This window comes from Streptomyces sp. NPDC127119, from assembly GCF_042677425.1.
Taxonomy (GTDB): Bacteria; Actinomycetota; Actinomycetes; order Streptomycetales; family Streptomycetaceae; genus Streptomyces.
The window spans coordinates 74,318-91,801 of record NZ_JBHXTO010000008.1; the positions used below are offsets into that span (position 1 = coordinate 74,318).

The following is a 17,484-nucleotide window of genomic DNA, read 5'->3' on the forward strand; positions in this document are numbered from 1 at the left end:
TGCCTCTTCAGCGCTTGCCTCTGTATCTCCGTCGGTCAGGCCCTGGCCCGGCTGCACGTCTATGCCTTCACCCACGACCGCCGTGGTGCGTGCCGGCCGCTCGCTTCATTCGGGCGGGTCAACTCGCGACCATCACCAGTGCGGCGACCACGGTGAGGGCTGCCACGGCCACGAGGATCATCCGGGCCCCTTCCATCCGCCCGGGCCGTTTGCTGTCCCGTGCAGCCGGACGGCCATCCCGGCTGCCACTGTCACCAGCGCCCAGGAGCTCACGGCAGCCGCCGCAGTCAGTATTGTCGTCGGCCAGCCAGTACGCATCCGTCAGTGAGGCGAAGACCACCGGCGCCATGTCCTGCTGGTCTTCTGTCCTCATACCGATCTCAACGACCGGCACCACCTTCGGCAATGCTCCGTCCCGCCATCGTGATCACGTCGTAACCAGGGCTACGGGCTCCCACACCGCAATCGGTGTGGGAGCCCGCGGCACGGATGGACCTGGCCGGGCGCATTCGTTTCCGGAACCGCCTCTGGCTCGCGTGCGCAGGAGGCCGGCAGCTGTGACACCGGCCGTCACCGCACCCTCGTCCTACAAGATCCACACCCTTCTGCCTGGTACAGACGACTGCTTGGAAGAACGTTCCAGGCGGCTTCTGCTCGTCGACGTATCAGGTGGTCCTGCGGTGGGCGTAGATGGCGCCTACGGCCGCATCCGGTCTGCACTCGGTACCGGAAAACACGGACAGGGACGGCCCTTGCAGGACGGGGGGCCGGTTCAGGGCCCCAGACCCCGCTCCTGACCCTCCCTCTCCCCTCCGGAGGGTCAGGAGCCGGGGAGGATCGCTGCGCAAATTTGCCGGCTCCTGCCTCAGCCGGCTGCGCACGGGGCGCCTCGTACCCGCCTGATCGCGGGTGCGGGGCGTCGTTCAGTCGCACGGGATCATCTACCGGCGCATGTCGTGGGGCAGCGAGGACCGTGCGCTGTTCTGGGCTGGGTCTGTTGGCCCGTGTGCGGGTGTTGTCGAGGAATGTGTTGAGCGTGGCCGGCTCGCTGTCCATGGGATCAGCGTGCTGGTGAGCCGGCCTATCCCGGCAGTGCTGCCGAGAGTTGGTGCCGGGGCGTGTGCAGGCCGGGGGTCTTGCACGGGTGAGGCCGGGTGGGGTGAGGGCCCAACGCCATGACGGGTGTTGGGCCCTCGGAGACTGCGCATCCGCTGTGAGGAAGCGGGTGCGTGCTACCTCGTCAACGACAGTGTCCTGCGGAGGACACGCTGTTCAACGGCTGAGGGGTGGGAAAGTGGGGTCGGCCCTTCTCCGACGGGCATGGGCCCACGCTGGATCTAACGGCCTTTTGCGGGCGGCGCGGCACCGACTTCGGCTCATGCGGTGGTTCAGTTCGGTGGTGTTCCGCTTCCCGGTCTCTGTGTACACGGCCATGGCGGATGTTCTCGCCGCAGTGGCAGGACAGCTTCTTCTCCCACGGGGTCGCAGCGTGGCGGTGTCCCGGAGGCTTGGTGCAGCCTCCGGGACGCCGTGGTGGTGCGGTCAGGCCGTGGCGGTGGGTTTCATGGCACTGGCCTGGTGGGTGTGGGGGTCAGCGGCGGTGGTGACCGCCGCCGCCGTGGCTGCGGCCCCAGGATTCGCGGTCGATGCGGTTGTTGTTGTCGTTGCGCAGGGTGGCGGTGTCGGAGCGGTTGTCCCACACGTATTGGCGGCGGTCCTGGTAGACGTGGCCGGCGCGGTCGCGGCCTTCGCCGGTGTGGACGCGGACGGACTCGTGGCCGCGCAGGCGGTAGTGGGTGAAGGTGTAGGTGTGGCCGTCCTCGTCGGACAGGGTCCAGCCGTCGAGGTTGACGGCGCGCCGTCCGTCGTTGGTGATCTCGACCCACTCGTTGTTCAGGGAGCGGTTGGAGCGGTCGTCGCGGCCGGGGGAGTCGTACTGCACGGCCGAGATCTCGACGTGGGAGCGGCGGGCCTGCTGGCGGTCGCCGTCGGCGGCGGTGGCGGGTAGGGCGGTGGCGCCGAGGGCCGCGCCGGCGGCGAGGACTGCGGCGGCGATACGGCGGGTGGTGCGTGAAGACACGGAAAGTCCCCCAACGGTGCGTGTCCTGACGGCCGGCCCTGACCGGCCACCGAGGACGGTGTGCGTTCCCGGCGGGTGCCGAGGACCCACAGCTTGGCCACACCGGGCCCGGCCGGGTAGGTGTCCCGCTTCGTGTTGCTGTATGCGGACATTTCCGTGACTGTCAGATGTAGTGGTCAACCAATTCAGTGGGAGAGCGAAGGCGGTTGGATGGCTGTCCCATCTATACCGGAAGATCGCCGTGGAAGCGGTTTCCGGCTACCCGCACGCCCCCTGGCATGCGCCCGCCGCGCCCCCGGCCGGAGCTGCGGCTCATCCGTAACAGGTCACAATCCCGGTATAACGCTCAGGTGTTCCCTCGCACACGAACGCGTTCGATCCCTGGCCGGGGCGGCAGGAGTCATCGAGCGCAGCGGTGAACCGGTCTCCTGTGCACCTGAGTGAGCGGGAGGAGCAGATCCTGACGCGTATCCGGCAGTCGATCGTCGACCGCGGTCAGGGCCCGACCGTGGCGGAGATCGGCGTGGCGGTCGGGCTGCGCAGCAAGGGCGCGGTCGCCTACCACCTGCGCAATCACGCGGTCGACAGGTTCTGAAGGGCGCCGTCGCGGTCGCCGGTGTCGAGTTGAGCGCGTCGCTGAGGTTGTCGGTGAGGGGCAGCGTGACCCCCGGCAGTCCATGCGCCCTGCGCCATCTGCTGCCGGATGCCCAGTTCCTGGCAGCACGTGACTGAGGTCGATCCTGTTTGTTTTGTAGATAGGATGTCACGCACAGTGACTGTCGCTACGCTGAACTGGAGTGGGATGGTGTCGGCCACGTGTGGTGCGAGGCCGTGAGAGCCGGGGAGCACGTCCATGAGCAGGGAGTCGCACATCGCACGTACTTTTATCGAATTGGCCGACACGCTGGTGGAGGACTTCGATGTCATCGATTTTCTGCAGCAGATGACGGTGCGCTGCAGCGAACTGCTGGACGTCACGGCTGCCGCGGTCTTCCTCGACCATCCCTGTACCTCCCGCATGTACAGCAGCGTTCAGGCCGACGTCTGCCTCACCGAGGCTGCGGCCAGGGTCCGCGCCCACGCCTACCGCACCGAACTGCCCCTGCTCACCACCGCCGACGAAGTGGCCCGCCGGCTGTACTTCCGGGATGGTCAAGACGGGACGGTTACTCCGTCCACAGGCAGGGGCTGATGACGATGACAGGTCAACAGCGGGTGCCGGACGTCCTCGTAGAGGCTGTGGACACTCTCACTGACCGCTTCGGCCTCGGGAATTGTCGGGGCTTTTACACCGGACCGGTCATGCGGGGCCCACGCCGTTCAGGGCAGCGGGTCGCTGTCGGGGTTCAGGTGCAGCCGGCGGGCGAGTATGTCGCGGGCGACGTCGAGGAGGGGGTGGCTGTGGCTGAAGGCGTAGCCGCGCAGTTGGATCAGGGCCTGGTCGGGGTGGATGCCGAGTTGGGCGGCGAGCATGCCGGTGGCCTGGTGGACTTCGGCGAAGTGCAGGCCGGGTTCGTCCAGCAGGGCGAGCTGGGCCTGGTCGGGGCGTGCGGCGGTGGTGATGATGATCTGGGCGAGGATGTTCACCAGGCCGAGGGCGTTAGTGAGCTGGTCGGGGTCCATGGGGCCGGGGCGGGTGCGGTGGCCGGTGAGCACGCCGAGTGCGATGACCCCGATGCGCAGCGGGAAGCAGAACACGGCGTGCACGTCGAGTGCTTCGATGGCGGCCGGCAGGCCCGGCCAGCGGTCGGCGGCGAGTTCGCCGATGTCGGGGAGCAGCAGCATGTTTGCGTGGCGGGCGGCGTCCAGGCTGGGGCCCTGGCCCTGGACCTGCTGCAGGTCCTCCAGCGCGGCGGTGCGTTCGCCGTGGGCCTGCACGAGTTCGGCCGGATGGTCGGTGGGTGACAGAAGCAGACCCAGTCCGTCCAGGCCCAGCATGTCGGTGCAGGCGGCCAGCGGCAGGGGTGCCATGCCGGGGCCGGTATGGGCGCTCAGGGCGCTCAGGTAGGCCCTCATCACCGGGTGGGTCGTCACTGCGGCCTCCGCGCGTGCGTACTGTCGGCCGCCCGGGAGGTGATCCTCCCATGACACCCCAGGAGTTCGCAGAGCTGTCGGTTCACCGGCCGCGCCTCTCGAAGAGGGCCGGATGGGCCGTGCCCTCCATGACCTGGCGGGCGAGCTCGGTGAGCCGCATGTGATGGCTGCGCGCGTAGCGGCGCAGGTGGGTGAAAGCCTGTTCGGCACCGGTGTTGAGGCGGTGCGCGAGATAGCCCTTGGCCTGCTCCACGATGACGCGGCTGTCCAGGGCGCTCTGCAGTTGTGTGTTCACCGTCATCCGCTCGCGCACCGCCCGCTGCTGCAGGACCCCGATGGTGGCTGTGTCGGCCAGCGCCTGCCCCAGACGCAGATGCGGGGCGTTCAAGGGACCGGGCCGGTCCAGGAAGAGATCCAAAGCCCCGATCACCTGGTCGTGCAGGCGCAAGGGACAGGTCGCGACCGAAGCGAAGCCCGCTTCCACGGCCCGTGGCGCGAACCGCGGCCAGCGCACCCGGGCCCCCGGTGCGGTCAGAGAAACATCGCTGATCTGCGCTTTACTGCGGAAGCAGTCCCAGCAGGGCCCCTCCTCCACTTCGATGCTGTGCATCTCCAGACGGCGGGTGCGCTCGTCGGTGGCCGCCACATCCACCAGCCAGCCGCCAGGGGCAGCCAGCAAAACCCCCGCCGCCGTCACGTCCAGCAGATGCACGCAGTGCTCGGCCAGCGTGTAGAGAAAACCGATGACGTCGAAATCCTGTACCAGAGTGTCGGCAAGGTCGACGAAAGCCACCGCCACCTGCTCCTCACGCGACAGTTCAGCCATGTCCCGCCCATCCTCCAAAAAAAGCTTCCCCGAAAACCTTCCCACAGGCCGCGAAGCTCTGCTCCCCACACTTTCCCGCGCCGCGCACGCCGCGGCCAGAACCCACGGCAAACCGACCCGCGGGCCCGGACAACGGGCTTCTGCCCGTGCCACACATGGCGCCGTACACACCAGACGATCCCCCCACTCGACGGAGTACGGACCACAAACAGCGGCTCAAGCACGGCGGAGGCAGGTCTGCGGGACCTGGCCGCCGGGCACGATGCGCCACAGGTTCCCGTCCTTTCCACACGCCTGATAGGCCGGTCCGCTCTGCGTCTGTGCGATCGCGGCGGCGCAGGAGCGGACGGCCTGGCCGCGGCTGAGGGGCTGGTGGGTGGGCGAGTTCGTGGCTATCCGTCCGTCGTACGGGCCGGGGCGGCGGACCGCGACGCGTTGCACCGCGCGCCACTTGGTCGTGCAGGGCGCGGCTGCGGGTGCGTGCGCGGGCGCGGGCGCGGACGCCGCGGCCGGCGTGGCGGACAGGGCGAGGCCGGAGAGGGGCGCGGTCACCGTGGCGGCCGTCGTCATCAATTGTTGGATCATGACTGCCTATGGCGTCCAGCCGGCAGCGGGTGACGAGCGCGGGCTGACTGTCACCCGGGGGTGTATCGCTCCGACGTCAGTGAGTGATCGCCCTTGGGCCAGCGAGTGGTCACTCTCGTGTCAGCGCGTGCATGTGCCACTCGCCTGTCGATGGCTCAGAGGCTGATACCTGAGAGTCGGAAGAGCTCGCTCGACGTCCCCGACGGTGAAGCAGGCCCGCCCGGTCGCGCCAGGCGACCGCGAGGTCGAGGAGGGGGGCTTGGCTGCCCCAGCGCTGTCGGCTGACGGCGAGGTCGGCGATGTCCATTCAACGGTGACCGTTAACGGCACATCCATGCTGAGATGGCGGTGAAACGGGAGGAGGCACTGCAGGATGAGAACCCGCAGTTTCGGGAAGTGCGTTCCCGTGCAGTGGTGGATCGGGCGATCAGCGTCGTGATCGTCTTGGGGTGGCTGGCACCGGATCAGGGTTGGAACATCCTCCGGAAAATCTCCCGGGAACACCGACATCAAACTGAGGCGCGTCGCGGAAAAGCTCGTCACAAAAGCCCGGGCTGGACAGTTCAACCCCAGCATCCACACGCGTGTGCAACAACAACTCGAACGCCTGCACTCCTCCGAGACGCGGAGAGGCATGTGCTTGTGACGTCCAAGTGGGTGCGGGCCCGGAGAAAACGGCGCATTGGTGTGCGGACAGGCTCATGCCCGCAGTGACACGCTGGTGGCGTCCGGCCGCCGCCGTGCGGGTGCGGTGACGGCCGGAGAGTGCGAGGGAGTCGAGGGTCCTTCTTCGGCTCACACCTCGCGCGAGGCGCCCTCCTGGCGGTGCGAGGCGCGGGAACTGCCTCGCCTGCGCGTGGAAGGGCTGAGGCTGGAGCCGCACAGTCGGCGATGCGGCTCCAGCCGACTTCGGAAACAGCCAGCCAGGCTTTGGGCCCCGGAGCATGCGATTCGGGGCAACAGCCCGGCCTCACCGGCTTCGAGCCTGGCTGTCGACGGTGCGCTGCCGCCCGCATGCCTCGCTTTGCGGCATTATCGCATGGTTGTAGCACGGACTGTGGATAGCCATAATTTTCGAACGCGGAGACCGTGGGCTGGCCGGAGTGGCCGTGCACCTAGTCGCCCCTGCCGTGGGCGGCGGTCTCATATCCCCAGACCTCGGATGCGTGCCCCTTCGCCTGACCCCCTTGCCGGCGGGGCGGTCACTGGCCGGGCGAAGCGGCATTCGGCCGGGGCATCATCCCCGGCCGGATGCCTTCACTGCGGTTCTCCTCCAGGACGGGTATGCACTGGATCGGAGCGGACACTCGGCGGTAAGCCGTGCGCTCTGCGCCGACGGAGCGCACGGTCCATGCCCCCCGCCGTCGGATTCTTTCCCTGTCCCTCGTATTCAGCGGCACAACGGGGTGCATCGCCCGTCAAGTCGGTTGCGTGGTAAGGGTTTTATTTGGTCCGGCCGCCGCCGCGTTGGCGCGGCGGCGGCCGGAGGCGCGAAGGCCGAGAGCCCCCGATCGGTCCTCGCGGTGCCCTCCTGGCGGTGCGAGGCGCGGGAGTTGCCTCGCCGGGTGCGCCAGGGGAGCGGAAGGGCTGGAGCCGCACGGTGAGTCGTGAGGCTCCAACCTGGATTTCATCAGCCAGCCGCCACATTCCGTAGTACAGGCGAGAGCGCAACGTCAGCTACACGGAGACTAGAAGCAAGCCCGGCCAGACGGAAGTCATCCGGCCATCAGCGAGGGAGCGGCCTGATGCCGGGCCCCGGCCGAAACCTCGACCTGGCAGGTCACGGCAGTGACCGGAGTGGCGTACGGAGGCTGACGTCCACTGCGGGCGGGTCGTGGGTGGAGATTCTCGGTTCATGCAAAGGGGCGTTTTTCGAACCATTGTGTGCGATCCCGGACTCTGCCCGCCTGCTAAGCCGTGCTCTCTGGTGATCCTGCAGCCGGTACCGGCTGCAGGATCACCAACTGCCTGCCTCGTGTCCCGTGACGGCGTCGGCGGTGCTGGCGTAGCGGGGGAATCGTGCGGTCGCGTCGTGGAGGGTCAAGAGCCGGTCGATGAAGGGCTGGTCGTAGATCAGGCGCAGTTGGTGTCCGGCTTGTTCGCAGTGTTTCTGTGCGGTGGTGAGTTCGCGGACCGTGGTGGTGTCCATGAAGGTGACCGGGCGCAGGTCGACGATGAGCCAGGCGTCCCGTGTGGCCCGGCTCCATCCGCGCAGGTTGAGGGTGAGGTCGGGGAGGCTGGCGATGTCGAGTTCTCCGTGCAGGCGCACGATGCGGCAGGCGCTTTCGGGGACGGGCCACGGTTTGCGGATCGGGTTCTTTTCTCCTTGTATGGTGCACCCCGGTCACGGACGGCACCCTGGATCAAGGGACCCGCGCATGTGATGTCGTGGCGGAGGCCGCCGCTTCGGGCGCGGCGGCCTCATGCCCTGCGCGGCGTAGCCCCCCCGGTGGCGCCGCGGTGCATTCCCCTCAGGCCACCGGAACCGTGTGGATCAGTCCGGCATTGAGCTGCCGCGGGGGACGCTCCCGGGCTTCAACGACATCCGTGGGAGCGGATGCGGGGCCCGGCGCTCGCGCTCCGCAGGCTCGCTCTGCTGCGGAAGAGAACCTCTTGACGACAGCGTCCTGTTGACGCGACGAGGTTTCAGTATGACGGTACGTCAATCCTGCACCGACCGTGCCGAATAGAACGAAAAAAGTAATCCATGCACGTGCTGCTCGCGATAGTTGCCCGGCCTGGACGACACCTTCGCATGCGGTGACACCCGACCTTCACAAGCGGGACAGCGTGTGTGCTGTGCCGCATCCGTGGATATGGCTGGCTCCCTGGTATTGCTCTGTCAGCCCGTCACCTCCTCGGCGAACGTTGTCCTCGGACAGTCCGCGTTTTCACGGTACAACCGCCGAACCGAAAGATCGATCACCGCGGGCTGCCCCCCCCATCGACCCGTCCGCGATGTGACGCACTCGGTCCGGCCGGGCTTCGCGACGGCTCCGCCCATCGACTTGTTGGTGTAGATCCGCTCCGCCCGGAATAGGCTCGCGCCGCGGAAGATCGCCAGCTTCGCCTCCTGAATCTCACCCTGTCCGTTCTCTCCCAGTTGTTCCGTGATCCTCCCCGCGACCGTTTCGATCTCCGCGCGCAGTGCCGAATCCGCGGGCAGCACGGCGCCTTAACGCCGCCGTTTAGCCTATGAGTTCGGCGCCGCCTTCGAGCGGCGGCTGCGCAGGTCTGCCCGGCCGCTGTGACTACTGCCACGACTGCTTGCCGTGGCACGCGGAGGTCGTGGTTTTCGACGCGGAGATCTACCTTCGGGAGTGGCACGCTGCTGGGTGTCCGCAGTTCCAGAGCCTCGTCCGGGGGTGACTGGCGATCCCATTGCGTAGGGTTAGAACTATTGCCGGTGAGTGACGGGAGTCTCCCGGGTCGTATGCTTCCGCACACGCGAACGCGCGGTCGGTGGCAGGCCCCGGGCCATGACCTCTATCTCATCGCAAGACCGTCCGAGGCGTGATCGTTGAGGACCTCATTGCAGCGTAATCAATCAGCCATTCGGCAGGCTCTGAGGGCCCTTGAGTCTTACCGGGTCCGGTCGAGGCGGCGCTGACAAGGGTGGGCCGGGTGCGTCGGCGTCGGTTCAGCGCAACAGCACGGCGTTCCCGAAGTGTTCGAGCGTCGCGACGGCAGCGGTCGCCGCGAGTGCGGTGAGGGCCGCCGCGCTGCCGGTCACGGTCCGGCGTCCGGAGCCCCACGTGGGCAGCAGCCCCGACGGTGCTGCCAGGGCTACGAGCACGACGACGAGACCGGACAGCGAGCCCCCGACCAGGACCGTGGCCCATACGTCGAAGGGATGCCGCCAGGAACCGAAACGCGCCGCCCACAGTACGGTGGCCGTGAGTACGGACGCTGCTGGAGCCGCGTACAGGGCGGGGACGAGGCCGTCCGAACCCCGGCAGACGACCAGTGCGACGGCGCAGACCGCCCCCGCGCACAGGGCGGTCAGTACGTCGAGCTGCCAGGTCGCGGTCCAGTCGCGCGGCATCGTAGTCGGCTGGTACCCCAGCCGGGTCACCGCCGAGGCGACGACGGCACCGGCGACGCCCAGCGCCGGGAGCCAGTGGCCATCCAGTGGCCGGGCCCGGCGGAGGGTCGCCCACAGGGCCGTCGAGGCGATCGCCGCCAACCCGGCGGCACGGGTGCCGCTCGATGCCGAGTAGGGGCCGGTGAGCAGTGCCGCGTACGGCACCGGCTCGGCGAGCGCCGCTTTCAGCATCGTGCAGAAGTCCATCGCCAGCCACAACGCACCGCCGAAGAGCAGTGCGTTGACGGTGACAACGGTCAACTGGTCCCGGAAGGCGATGTGTTCGGCACCGTGCCTGCTGCTCCACAGGCGGGCGAACGCGGTACCGAGCGAGGCTGCCCCCATGACGGCGAGCGGCAGCACGATCAGTAGGGGCCATCCGCGCATCGGTCCGCTCGCCGTGGTCCCTGTGCTCTGCAACCGGACCAGCAGCCCGGCCCCGGCACTCATGCCCAGGACGGGGAGGAGCCACCGTAGGGCCCCGCTGTTCGCGCCACCGCTGGCCTGGGTGTCACGCCACACCGCGACGCCCCAGCCGACGGCCAGGAACAGCCCGGCGGACAGGGCGCCGACCGGTGCCGAACTCCACGAGGTGCCGCTGAGGAGGAGGTTGCCGAGGCCGTCCATGGAGTCCAGGAGGACGGCCGCCAGCAGCCCGACCACAAGGGTGTCCAGGAGGCTGGGGCGCAGCAGCGTCAGCGGCGCGCGCAGTGCGGCGAGCCGGCGGTCGTGGGTGGGGTGGTTGGTGCGCGCCCGGTCGAGCCAGCCCCGTTTCCTGGTCGGCTGGGCGCTGCCGAGCAGGGACTCCCACAGCGTGACCGACTGCCCTCGTACGGCGGCCAGGTCCGCCTCGTGCTCCCGCGACCGCATGATCAGCTGAGCGACGAGTGCGGCGACCACCAGCAGGACCAAAGCCCTCGCGCCGTACTCGGCCCAGAACGGGTGGGACAGCATCCGCAGAGGGCTCGTCTGCGGCAGCCGCCAGCCCTGGACGGCGGCGACCAGGGGAGCGGCGAGCAGTACCGGCGGCAGGGCCCACCACAGGCCGCGGGTGAGCCAGACCAGAACGGTGTCACCCGCCGCGAGGTGTCCCACCTCATGGCGGACGATCGCCTCCGCCTCCGCCTCGGGCAGCATCCGGATGCTGCGCGGCAGGACGATGCGGGAGCGCCCGCCCCGGCCGATCACGAACGCCTCCCGGACGGGGGCGGCGCCCCAGACCAGTCGCGGCGGATGCCGTACCCCCATGTCGGCGGCGATGCGGTCGGTGAGTTCCTGCCAGCGCGCCGGTACGGCCCTCAGCGGACCCGCGTGGCGCAGCAGCCGGCGGGGCATGACCCACAGGCCGGCCAGCCCGAGCAGCAGTACCGCCGCCGAGCCCACCAGGGAGACCTCGGCCTCGCGGCGCTGCACCGGTCCCGTGCAGCGGGACACGTACAGCGCCCGGTCGAAGGCGGAGTCGGGGAACAGGGTGGCGCCCCTGTCCGAACACTTCAGCACGGCCGCGGCCCACGACTGGCCGAGCACCAGATTGTGGATCACCTGCCCCGCGAACGCGCCTGCGAGGGTCAGTGTGACGATCAGCAGTACATAGCGGGCGCCGGTGGGCGACAGGACCTCTCGCTGCCGGTCGTCACCGGCCGTCAACCGGCACCTCCGCCGCGCAGGACGGTGATGACGGCCCTGGCCACGGTGCCCGCCTGCTCGGCGTCTGCGCCGACGCTCCGGGCCCAGGCCGCCAGTGCGGCGAGGGCCACCTGCTCCTCGTCCGGGTCCAGGGCGGGCGCCGCCCCGCCGCGGCGGTCTTCCAGCAGGCGTGCGATCTTCGCCCGGACGGTCTGGCCGAGAGCGTCCACAGCCTGCCCCGCGAGGCGCTCGGCGACCACCTTCACCAGCCAGGCCGCCACCGGGAGCACGTACAGGAGAGCCGAGGTGACGCTCACTCCGGAACCGACGGCCGGAGTCAGCGCGGGTTTCACCACGCCCTGCGGATCCTCCCGGAACTCCTCGAACCAGTCCGCGTAGTCGGCGCGGCCGTCGGTGCCCAGCACTGCGAACACGGCACGTCCCAGGGATTCCACGGCCGCCCACCCGCCGGGCCCGGGAACCGGCACCGCCGATTCTGGAGCTGTGTGGGTTCCGCGTGACAGAAACATGACTCCCCCATGGATCACCTACCGCGGATCACCTGCCGCGGGAGAGTCACCGTAAGATCCGGAGGCCCGTTCTCGACTCGCATTTTCTTTGTTGTAGAAAATGCGATTATCCATGACTCTTTCGGGGCTGGATCGTGACGGCCTCCGCGATCCGCTGGGCCGCCTCGGCAGGGGCGGGCCGCGTGGTGTCGACGACCTCGGCCTCGGCCTACAGCCAGGTGCGGGCCGCTTCGAATGAGGCTGGAGATATCTGAAGGGGCACGGGGGATCACCCTGCTGCACTTCAACCGTCGCAGCGCCTGCGACTGGCGCTCCAGATGCTGTTCGTACGCGCTCTCAGCCTTCGTGCTGTGCTCGCTCAGGGTCGGCCGTCACCCTGTCCAGCTGTGCTGAGCAGGCTGGAAGGGCGGTGGTGGAGCAGCATCGAACTTGGCCGAACGGCCCGCCGGTGTGACACAGGGGCAACGCTGCGTTCGACCGGATCGAAGAAGTGTTCATCTGTACCGGCCTGGTGATCCGATGTCATCGGATCCGTGCGGCCCGTGCCCGCTCCCCGCAGCGAGCCGTCTGTGTCCGTGCACACCGTCGTTGTCCTGCTCGCTGCCGCGGTCATCGGCCTGGTGATCAGCATTCTCACCGTACTGTCCGGCACGCACCCGGCCACCGCGGCCGTCACCGGGCTGACCGCCCCCGGCGCCAGCATCACCGTCCTGCGCACCGTCATCAGCTGGCGACAGTGCGGGTGCTGTCGGCGAACTTGGTGGCATCCGTTCGGTCCAACCCGGCCGCTGCGAGCCCATGAGAGACACCGTCCAGGCCATCGCCGGTCTGCTGTCCCACCAGCAGACCGCAGACCTGCACTCGACACGACAGGCGTGAACACAGCAACCAATCGAGGGTCTCGACGTCTCACCGCTTGTCGTGCACGAGCTTGTTAGGGGTGCGTCCTGACATGCCTGACGGGGTGACCTCATCGAAGGGCTGGACCGTTCACACGGTGAGGCCCTCGCGAAGGCGAGGGGAGCGCAAGAACCGGTCCGCCAACGAGCCCGTAGCGTGCTGTCGCTTATCGGGCATGCCGCGCATGCGGCCAATTCACCCATTCAGTCGGATTCCATGCTTGAGGGTGGGGTAAGTGAGGGCCTGTCCTTGTCCCGAGCGCCATCCCGGAGGCGTCAGTGCCCGAAATGAACAGCCCCTACAAACCCGGCACCCCATGCTGGATTGACTTGATGGTCCCCGACCAGCAGGCCGCCATCGACTTCTACCGCGATCTCTTCGGCTGGCAGGGCGAGATCGGCCCCGCAGAACAGGGTGGGTACGCGGTCTGCACGCTCAAGGGCAAGCCCGTGGCCGGGATCATGAAGGCGATGAACCCGGACGGGACGGTCCCCGACCCGCTGCCGCCCACGGTGTGGACCACCTACCTGGCGACCGACAACATCGACGGCACCGTCAAGTCCGTCACCGACTCCGGCGGCACGGTCATGATGGGCCCGATGGACGTCATGGAGCTTGGCCGGATGGCCGTGCTCGCAGACCCGACCGGTGCCGTCGTCGGCCTGTGGCAGGCCGGTACATTCGACGGTGCGGGCATCGTCAACGAGAACGGCGCGCTGATCTGGAACGAACTGGTCACCGGCGACACCGCAGCCGCCGCCGCGTTCTACTCCGCCGTCCTGCCCGTCACCACAGCCCCGTCCCAGATGCCCGGAGCCGAGGGCTACACCGAGTTCCAGATCGACGGCCGCACCGTCGGCGGAATGATGGACCTGTCCCAGCTCCCGCCGGGTGTACCCGCGCACTGGCAGCCGTACTTCCAGGTGGACAGCGTCGACGACATCCAGGCCGCGGCCGTCCGCGCTGGCGGCAGTGTCCTCGCCCCGGCCTTCGACATGGCGGCAGGCCGTATGGCCGTCCTCGCCGACCCCCAGGGCGGCGCCTTCTCGGTGATCACCGCGACCGCTCCGGAGCAACCGGCCTGACGCGCCGGAACTGAACGTCCCTGTGCCGAGCTCGGCACAGGGACGTTCCACGTCTCTCGCCTGCGACAGACCCGTCCCGGCCTGGCCACCCGACGCCGGCGCATGTCCACCCGGGCCGACTGCGGCGGCACACCCTCGGCACAGAGCGTGGCCAGCCCTCGAAGGGCGGGACCTGATCCACGGTGACATCCTCCGCGTACGCGGAGGAAACGGACGGGGTGGCGAAGGCGGCCCCCATCGACGGCTGTGTCGGCGACGAACCCGGCCACCACCGGGGCCACGGTGCAGTACTCCAGGTCCCCGCCGGTTGCCCATCCAGAGCTGAAGTGCCCTCCGTGCCAGAGGTGTTCGCTGCCCTCCGAGGTGAGCCGACGGCCCAGGTCGCGGCGCACGGTAGTGGTCAGCGGGGTGGTGCGGGCGGCCAGGCGCAGTCTCCCGGCCGCGTCGTAGTGGCCCAGCAGCAGGGTGTCCGGGCTGGTCAATGATCCGGTGACCGCGACGATCACCGCTTCCGACGTGACCTGGGCGCGTACCCTGGCCCAGCCCGCCTGCCCGGCAGGTAGGGCTGGGCGGGGTCCTTGCGGACCACGTCCTCGATGCCCACGCTGCCCCAAGCGGGGTCCAGCCAGTCCTGCGCGGTGGATCGGCCGCTCGTGTCCGGGCACAGCGCGAAGGCAGAGGCCCTCGCCCTGAGGGGGACTGCAGCCGGGAGAAGACCACCGTCCCACTGCTCAGAACCGCTACAAGCTCACCGTCCAGGACACACTCGGGCAGTGCCCGAACTGCACGGGAGATGTCGGCGAAGGGCGCCGACAGGTCGGTGCCATGGCGGCTCCACAGGCGTCCCGCACCGGTGAGGATCTGGCAGCGCCATCCGTCGAACTCAGGGTCCAGACTCAGGCCGGCAGCACTGCGGACCTCGTCAAGCAGGACGGCACAGCGCCGAGTATGCGATGTCGCCCTCACCGAGGGTTGAAAGGAGCAGTGGGTGAACATCGCCGTCCTCTGAACCGGCAAAGTCGGCTCTGCGCTGGGCGCACGCCTGACCTCGCAAGGCCACCGCGTGTTCTACGGATCCCGAACACCCGCAGGGGCAGACCGGCTCGACCACCGCAGCGCCGTCGCCTCCTCCAACCTCGTCGTCACCGCCCTGCCCGGCGGCGATGTGCTCGACGTCCTGGACGAGATCGGGGAGGAGGTGCTGGCGACAAGATCATGCTCGACGCCTCAGCGACGATCACCCCGCAGACCGCCACGGGGCACGCCCGGCGCCGGGGCGGCCGTCCGGGTCCAGAGACGCTCCCCGCGTACACGCGTGGTGAAGACCCTCGACACGATGGACTTCACCATCATGGTCGACCCGCTCGCGTCGGTCCTCGCGGCCACCGTCTTCGTCAGCGGTGACGACGTCGCAGCGAAGACGGTGGTCACCGGCCTGCCCGGCGACCTGGGCTGGCCTGATACCGCCATCGTCGACCTGGTCGGCATCGACACGGCCGCCGCGACCGAACAAGCCGGCTCGCTGTACTTCGCAACCGTGCGAGCCCTGGGCGATGCGAGGTTCAACCTCACGGTATCGCGATGACAGGGACAGCACCGCAGCGCGGACCCGGTACGAGGAGAGGCATGCTGTGAACCTGCCCGGATCTACGCCAACAAGTCGATGGGCGGAGCCGTCGCAAATCCCGACCGCACCGAGGTCCCCACGGAGCAGGAGGCCGTCAATCAGACTGGTCTCAACGAAAAGAAAGCGAAGTACGGCCTCATCGAAGAATGGTCGCTGAAGCAACAGTTCGGATTCGCCACCGGGAGTTTCATGATGGCCGCTCTCGTGGACAGCAGGTACGTACGGATCCCCCCAAAGGGACGTGGCCGGACGATCGGCGAAATAGGTGTGACCGGATACGAAGACCTTCCGGTGCAACCGGTCGTATGGAGTGCGGGACGAGCATCGGTCACACCTGCGGTGCAGGCAAAGATCGACGACATCGGCAAACCAAAAGACATCACCGCCGCCCTCAGCAGGGCAATCGGCCAGCGGCCGTCCAACAAGTGACGGCGACCTCGCGTGCACAACGACCGGGCTCCCAGTTGGATTTTAGCCGAGCGTCTCACCGAAGGCGCCGGGTGCACTCACTCACACGGGAGTGTAAAACTATCGTCCACGGGCGTGAACTCCTCGACGCGGTCGCTGCTGAATTGAACGGCCGCTAAAGCGCTTTTGCGCGTTTGGTCAGTGGGTGGCAACGATGTTCTGGCGCTGGCTGCCGAGTCCTTTGCCGCCGCAGGTGAGGGTGTCGCCCGGTTTGAGGTAGTGGGGTGGGGTGAGGTCTTTGCCGGCGCCGAAGGGGGTGCCGGTGTTGATGAGGTCTCCGGGCTCCAGGGCCATGAACTGGCTCAGGTGGTGGATGATGCGGGCTGGGTTGAAGATCATGTCGCGGGTGGTGCCGTCCTGGTGGCGGGTGTCGTTGTGGTCCAGCCACAGGTGCAGGTTGGTGAGGTCGCCGATCTGGTCGGGTGTCGTCAGCCAGGGCCCGCAGGGGCTGAAGGTCGGGGCGGACTTGCCCTTGAGCCACTGACCGCCCCGTTCCTTCTGGAAGGTGCGTTCGGTGATGTCATTGACGAGGACGTATCCGGCGATGGCAGCGGTGGCTGCGTCCTCGTCCGAGAGGTAGTGGCTGCGGGTGCCGATGACGATGCCCAGTTCGACTTCCCAGTCGGTGTGTGTGGAGCCGCGGGGCATGCGGACCGGGTCGTGGGGGCCGGACAGCGAGTTGGGGGCCTTGGAGAAGACCAGTGGCTCGGCGGGGACCGGGGTGTCGGTTCCGGGGATGCGGTTGGCGCCGACGCCGAGGATCTGGTGGGGTCGTGCGATGGGGGCGCCGATCCGCTCGGTGCCGAAGCGGTGCACCTCACCGCCTGCGTGGCGTGCCTGTGGGGCTCGTAAAGTCGTCGCTGCACGTCGGAGCCGTGATCGGCTGCGGCTGGCAGGAAGACCCGGTGATCGTCTTGCTGCTGTACAAGGTTGCCCGCAGGCTGCTGTCGGTCCCCGGCGTGCTGCTGCGCCGTGACACTGCGAAGGACGCAGAGGTGCTGGTGCTGCGGCACGAGAACGCCGTGCTGCGGCGGCAGTTGAAGACCCAGGTTTGCTACGAGCCCTCCGACCGGCTGTGGTTTGCGGCGCTGTTCGCCCTGATACCCCGTCACCGCTGGAGCCGCGCCTTCCCTGTCACCCCAGGCACGCTGCTGGCCTGGCATCGCCGGCTGATCGCTGCGAAGTGGGACTACAGCGCGCGGCGCGCACGCACCGGTCGCCCGCCCGCCCACCGCAGCCGCCCTCGAGCGCCTGGTGCGGCAACTGGCACACGAGAACCCGCGGTGGGGGCACCGGAGAATCCAAGGAGAACTCGCCCGCCTCGGGCACCCCATTGCCACATCCGCCCTGTGCACCTACCTCGAAGACTGGACCGCCACCAAACTCCGCTGGAACCTCACCATCGACCAGGCCGAGCACGATGCGCTCGCCGCCCGTGCGAAGAACTGCCCCGACTCCACCATCACCTACAAGCCCGCACCCTGAAACCGGCGCATCCCCCGCCGGTGTCGGTCAGGAGGGGCTCGTGGCTCTGCCTGACCACGCACGGTTGCGCTATTTCAGTTGGCGTGGGGGTGGGGGGGGGAAAAAACCCCCACCCCCCCAGAACACCCCAACAGAAAAGGCGGGAGGCGCGCCA

Annotated in this window: 16 protein-coding genes and 1 pseudogene; 6 read left to right on the forward strand and 11 right to left on the reverse strand. The window is 68.5% G+C overall.

What is annotated here, in order from left to right:
- Positions 1–118 precede the first annotated feature (118 nt).
- The gene (locus ACFVH5_RS06420) at positions 119–373 is read right to left on the reverse strand and encodes a hypothetical protein (RefSeq protein WP_385832453.1); all 255 of its coding nucleotides are present in this window, start codon (positions 371–373) and stop codon (positions 119–121) included.
- Positions 374–1,591: 1,218 nt separating this feature from the next.
- The gene (locus tag ACFVH5_RS06425; protein ID WP_385832454.1) at positions 1,592–2,080 is read right to left on the reverse strand and encodes a lamin tail domain-containing protein; all 489 of its coding nucleotides are present in this window, start codon (positions 2,078–2,080) and stop codon (positions 1,592–1,594) included.
- A 415-nt stretch (positions 2,081–2,495) separates the two neighbouring features.
- Here ACFVH5_RS06425 and ACFVH5_RS06430 point away from each other — a divergent pair, with 415 nt between their 5' ends.
- Together ACFVH5_RS06430 and ACFVH5_RS06435 are read left to right on the forward strand one after the other, a co-directional pair.
- Positions 2,496–2,675 (forward strand): hypothetical protein, encoded by a 180-nt coding sequence (locus tag ACFVH5_RS06430; RefSeq protein ID WP_385832455.1) that lies wholly within the window; start codon positions 2,496–2,498, stop codon positions 2,673–2,675.
- A 258-nt stretch (positions 2,676–2,933) separates the two neighbouring features.
- A complete protein-coding gene (locus ACFVH5_RS06435; protein WP_385832456.1) occupies positions 2,934–3,272 on the forward strand; it encodes a hypothetical protein in 339 nt (112 codons plus the stop codon).
- A gap of 128 nt (positions 3,273–3,400) precedes the next feature.
- On the opposite strand, the gene ACFVH5_RS06440 is transcribed toward ACFVH5_RS06435, so the two are convergent.
- From ACFVH5_RS06440 to ACFVH5_RS06475, 8 genes and pseudogenes are all read right to left on the reverse strand, one after another.
- Positions 3,401–4,114, reverse strand: a complete 714-nt coding sequence (locus ACFVH5_RS06440) for an ANTAR domain-containing protein (protein ID WP_385832457.1) — start codon at positions 4,112–4,114, stop codon at positions 3,401–3,403.
- Positions 4,115–4,196: 82 nt separating this feature from the next.
- Positions 4,197–4,940 (reverse strand): GAF and ANTAR domain-containing protein, encoded by a 744-nt coding sequence (locus tag ACFVH5_RS06445; protein WP_385832458.1) that lies wholly within the window; start codon positions 4,938–4,940, stop codon positions 4,197–4,199.
- 216 nt (positions 4,941–5,156) lie between these two features.
- A complete protein-coding gene (locus ACFVH5_RS06450; RefSeq protein WP_385832459.1) occupies positions 5,157–5,510 on the reverse strand; it encodes a hypothetical protein in 354 nt (117 codons plus the stop codon).
- A gap of 1,972 nt (positions 5,511–7,482) precedes the next feature.
- Positions 7,483–7,794, reverse strand: a complete 312-nt coding sequence (locus ACFVH5_RS06455) for an STAS domain-containing protein (protein WP_385832460.1) — start codon at positions 7,792–7,794, stop codon at positions 7,483–7,485.
- Positions 7,795–8,367: 573 nt separating this feature from the next.
- Complete coding sequence (locus tag ACFVH5_RS06460; RefSeq protein WP_385832461.1) at positions 8,368–8,694, reverse strand: hypothetical protein; 327 nt, start codon at positions 8,692–8,694, stop codon at positions 8,368–8,370.
- Positions 8,695–9,165: 471 nt separating this feature from the next.
- Positions 9,166–11,256, reverse strand: coding sequence for a M48 family metalloprotease (locus ACFVH5_RS06465; protein WP_385832462.1), 2,091 nt, complete (start codon positions 11,254–11,256; stop codon positions 9,166–9,168).
- On the reverse strand, positions 11,253–11,669 hold the full coding sequence (locus ACFVH5_RS06470; RefSeq protein ID WP_385832463.1) for a hypothetical protein: 417 nt from the start codon (positions 11,667–11,669) through the stop codon (positions 11,253–11,255). The genes ACFVH5_RS06465 and ACFVH5_RS06470 overlap by 4 nt, the downstream gene beginning before the upstream one ends.
- A gap of 202 nt (positions 11,670–11,871) precedes the next feature.
- Positions 11,872–12,032, reverse strand: a pseudogene (locus ACFVH5_RS06475) (ATP-binding protein); the annotation flags it as partial.
- Between the two features lie 920 nt (positions 12,033–12,952).
- On the opposite strand from ACFVH5_RS06475, the gene ACFVH5_RS06480 reads away from it, so the two are divergent.
- The 3 genes from ACFVH5_RS06480 to ACFVH5_RS06490 all read left to right on the forward strand — a co-directional run bounded on the left by ACFVH5_RS06480 (position 12,953) and on the right by ACFVH5_RS06490 (position 15,806).
- Positions 12,953–13,750, forward strand: a complete 798-nt coding sequence (locus ACFVH5_RS06480; protein WP_385832464.1) for a VOC family protein — start codon at positions 12,953–12,955, stop codon at positions 13,748–13,750.
- 1,063 nt (positions 13,751–14,813) lie between these two features.
- Positions 14,814–15,335 (forward strand): NADP oxidoreductase, encoded by a 522-nt coding sequence (locus tag ACFVH5_RS06485; protein ID WP_385832465.1) that lies wholly within the window; start codon positions 14,814–14,816, stop codon positions 15,333–15,335.
- Between the two features lie 78 nt (positions 15,336–15,413).
- Entirely contained in the window at positions 15,414–15,806 is a 393-nt protein-coding gene (locus tag ACFVH5_RS06490; protein WP_385832466.1) for a hypothetical protein, read from the forward strand.
- 177 nt (positions 15,807–15,983) lie between these two features.
- On the opposite strand, the gene ACFVH5_RS06495 is transcribed toward ACFVH5_RS06490, so the two are convergent.
- Positions 15,984–16,661 (reverse strand): fumarylacetoacetate hydrolase family protein, encoded by a 678-nt coding sequence (locus tag ACFVH5_RS06495; protein ID WP_385832467.1) that lies wholly within the window; start codon positions 16,659–16,661, stop codon positions 15,984–15,986.
- A gap of 438 nt (positions 16,662–17,099) precedes the next feature.
- Between ACFVH5_RS06495 and ACFVH5_RS06500 the strand changes: the two genes are divergently transcribed.
- The gene (locus tag ACFVH5_RS06500; RefSeq protein WP_385832468.1) at positions 17,100–17,330 is read left to right on the forward strand and encodes a hypothetical protein; all 231 of its coding nucleotides are present in this window, start codon (positions 17,100–17,102) and stop codon (positions 17,328–17,330) included.
- Positions 17,331–17,484 lie beyond the last annotated feature (154 nt).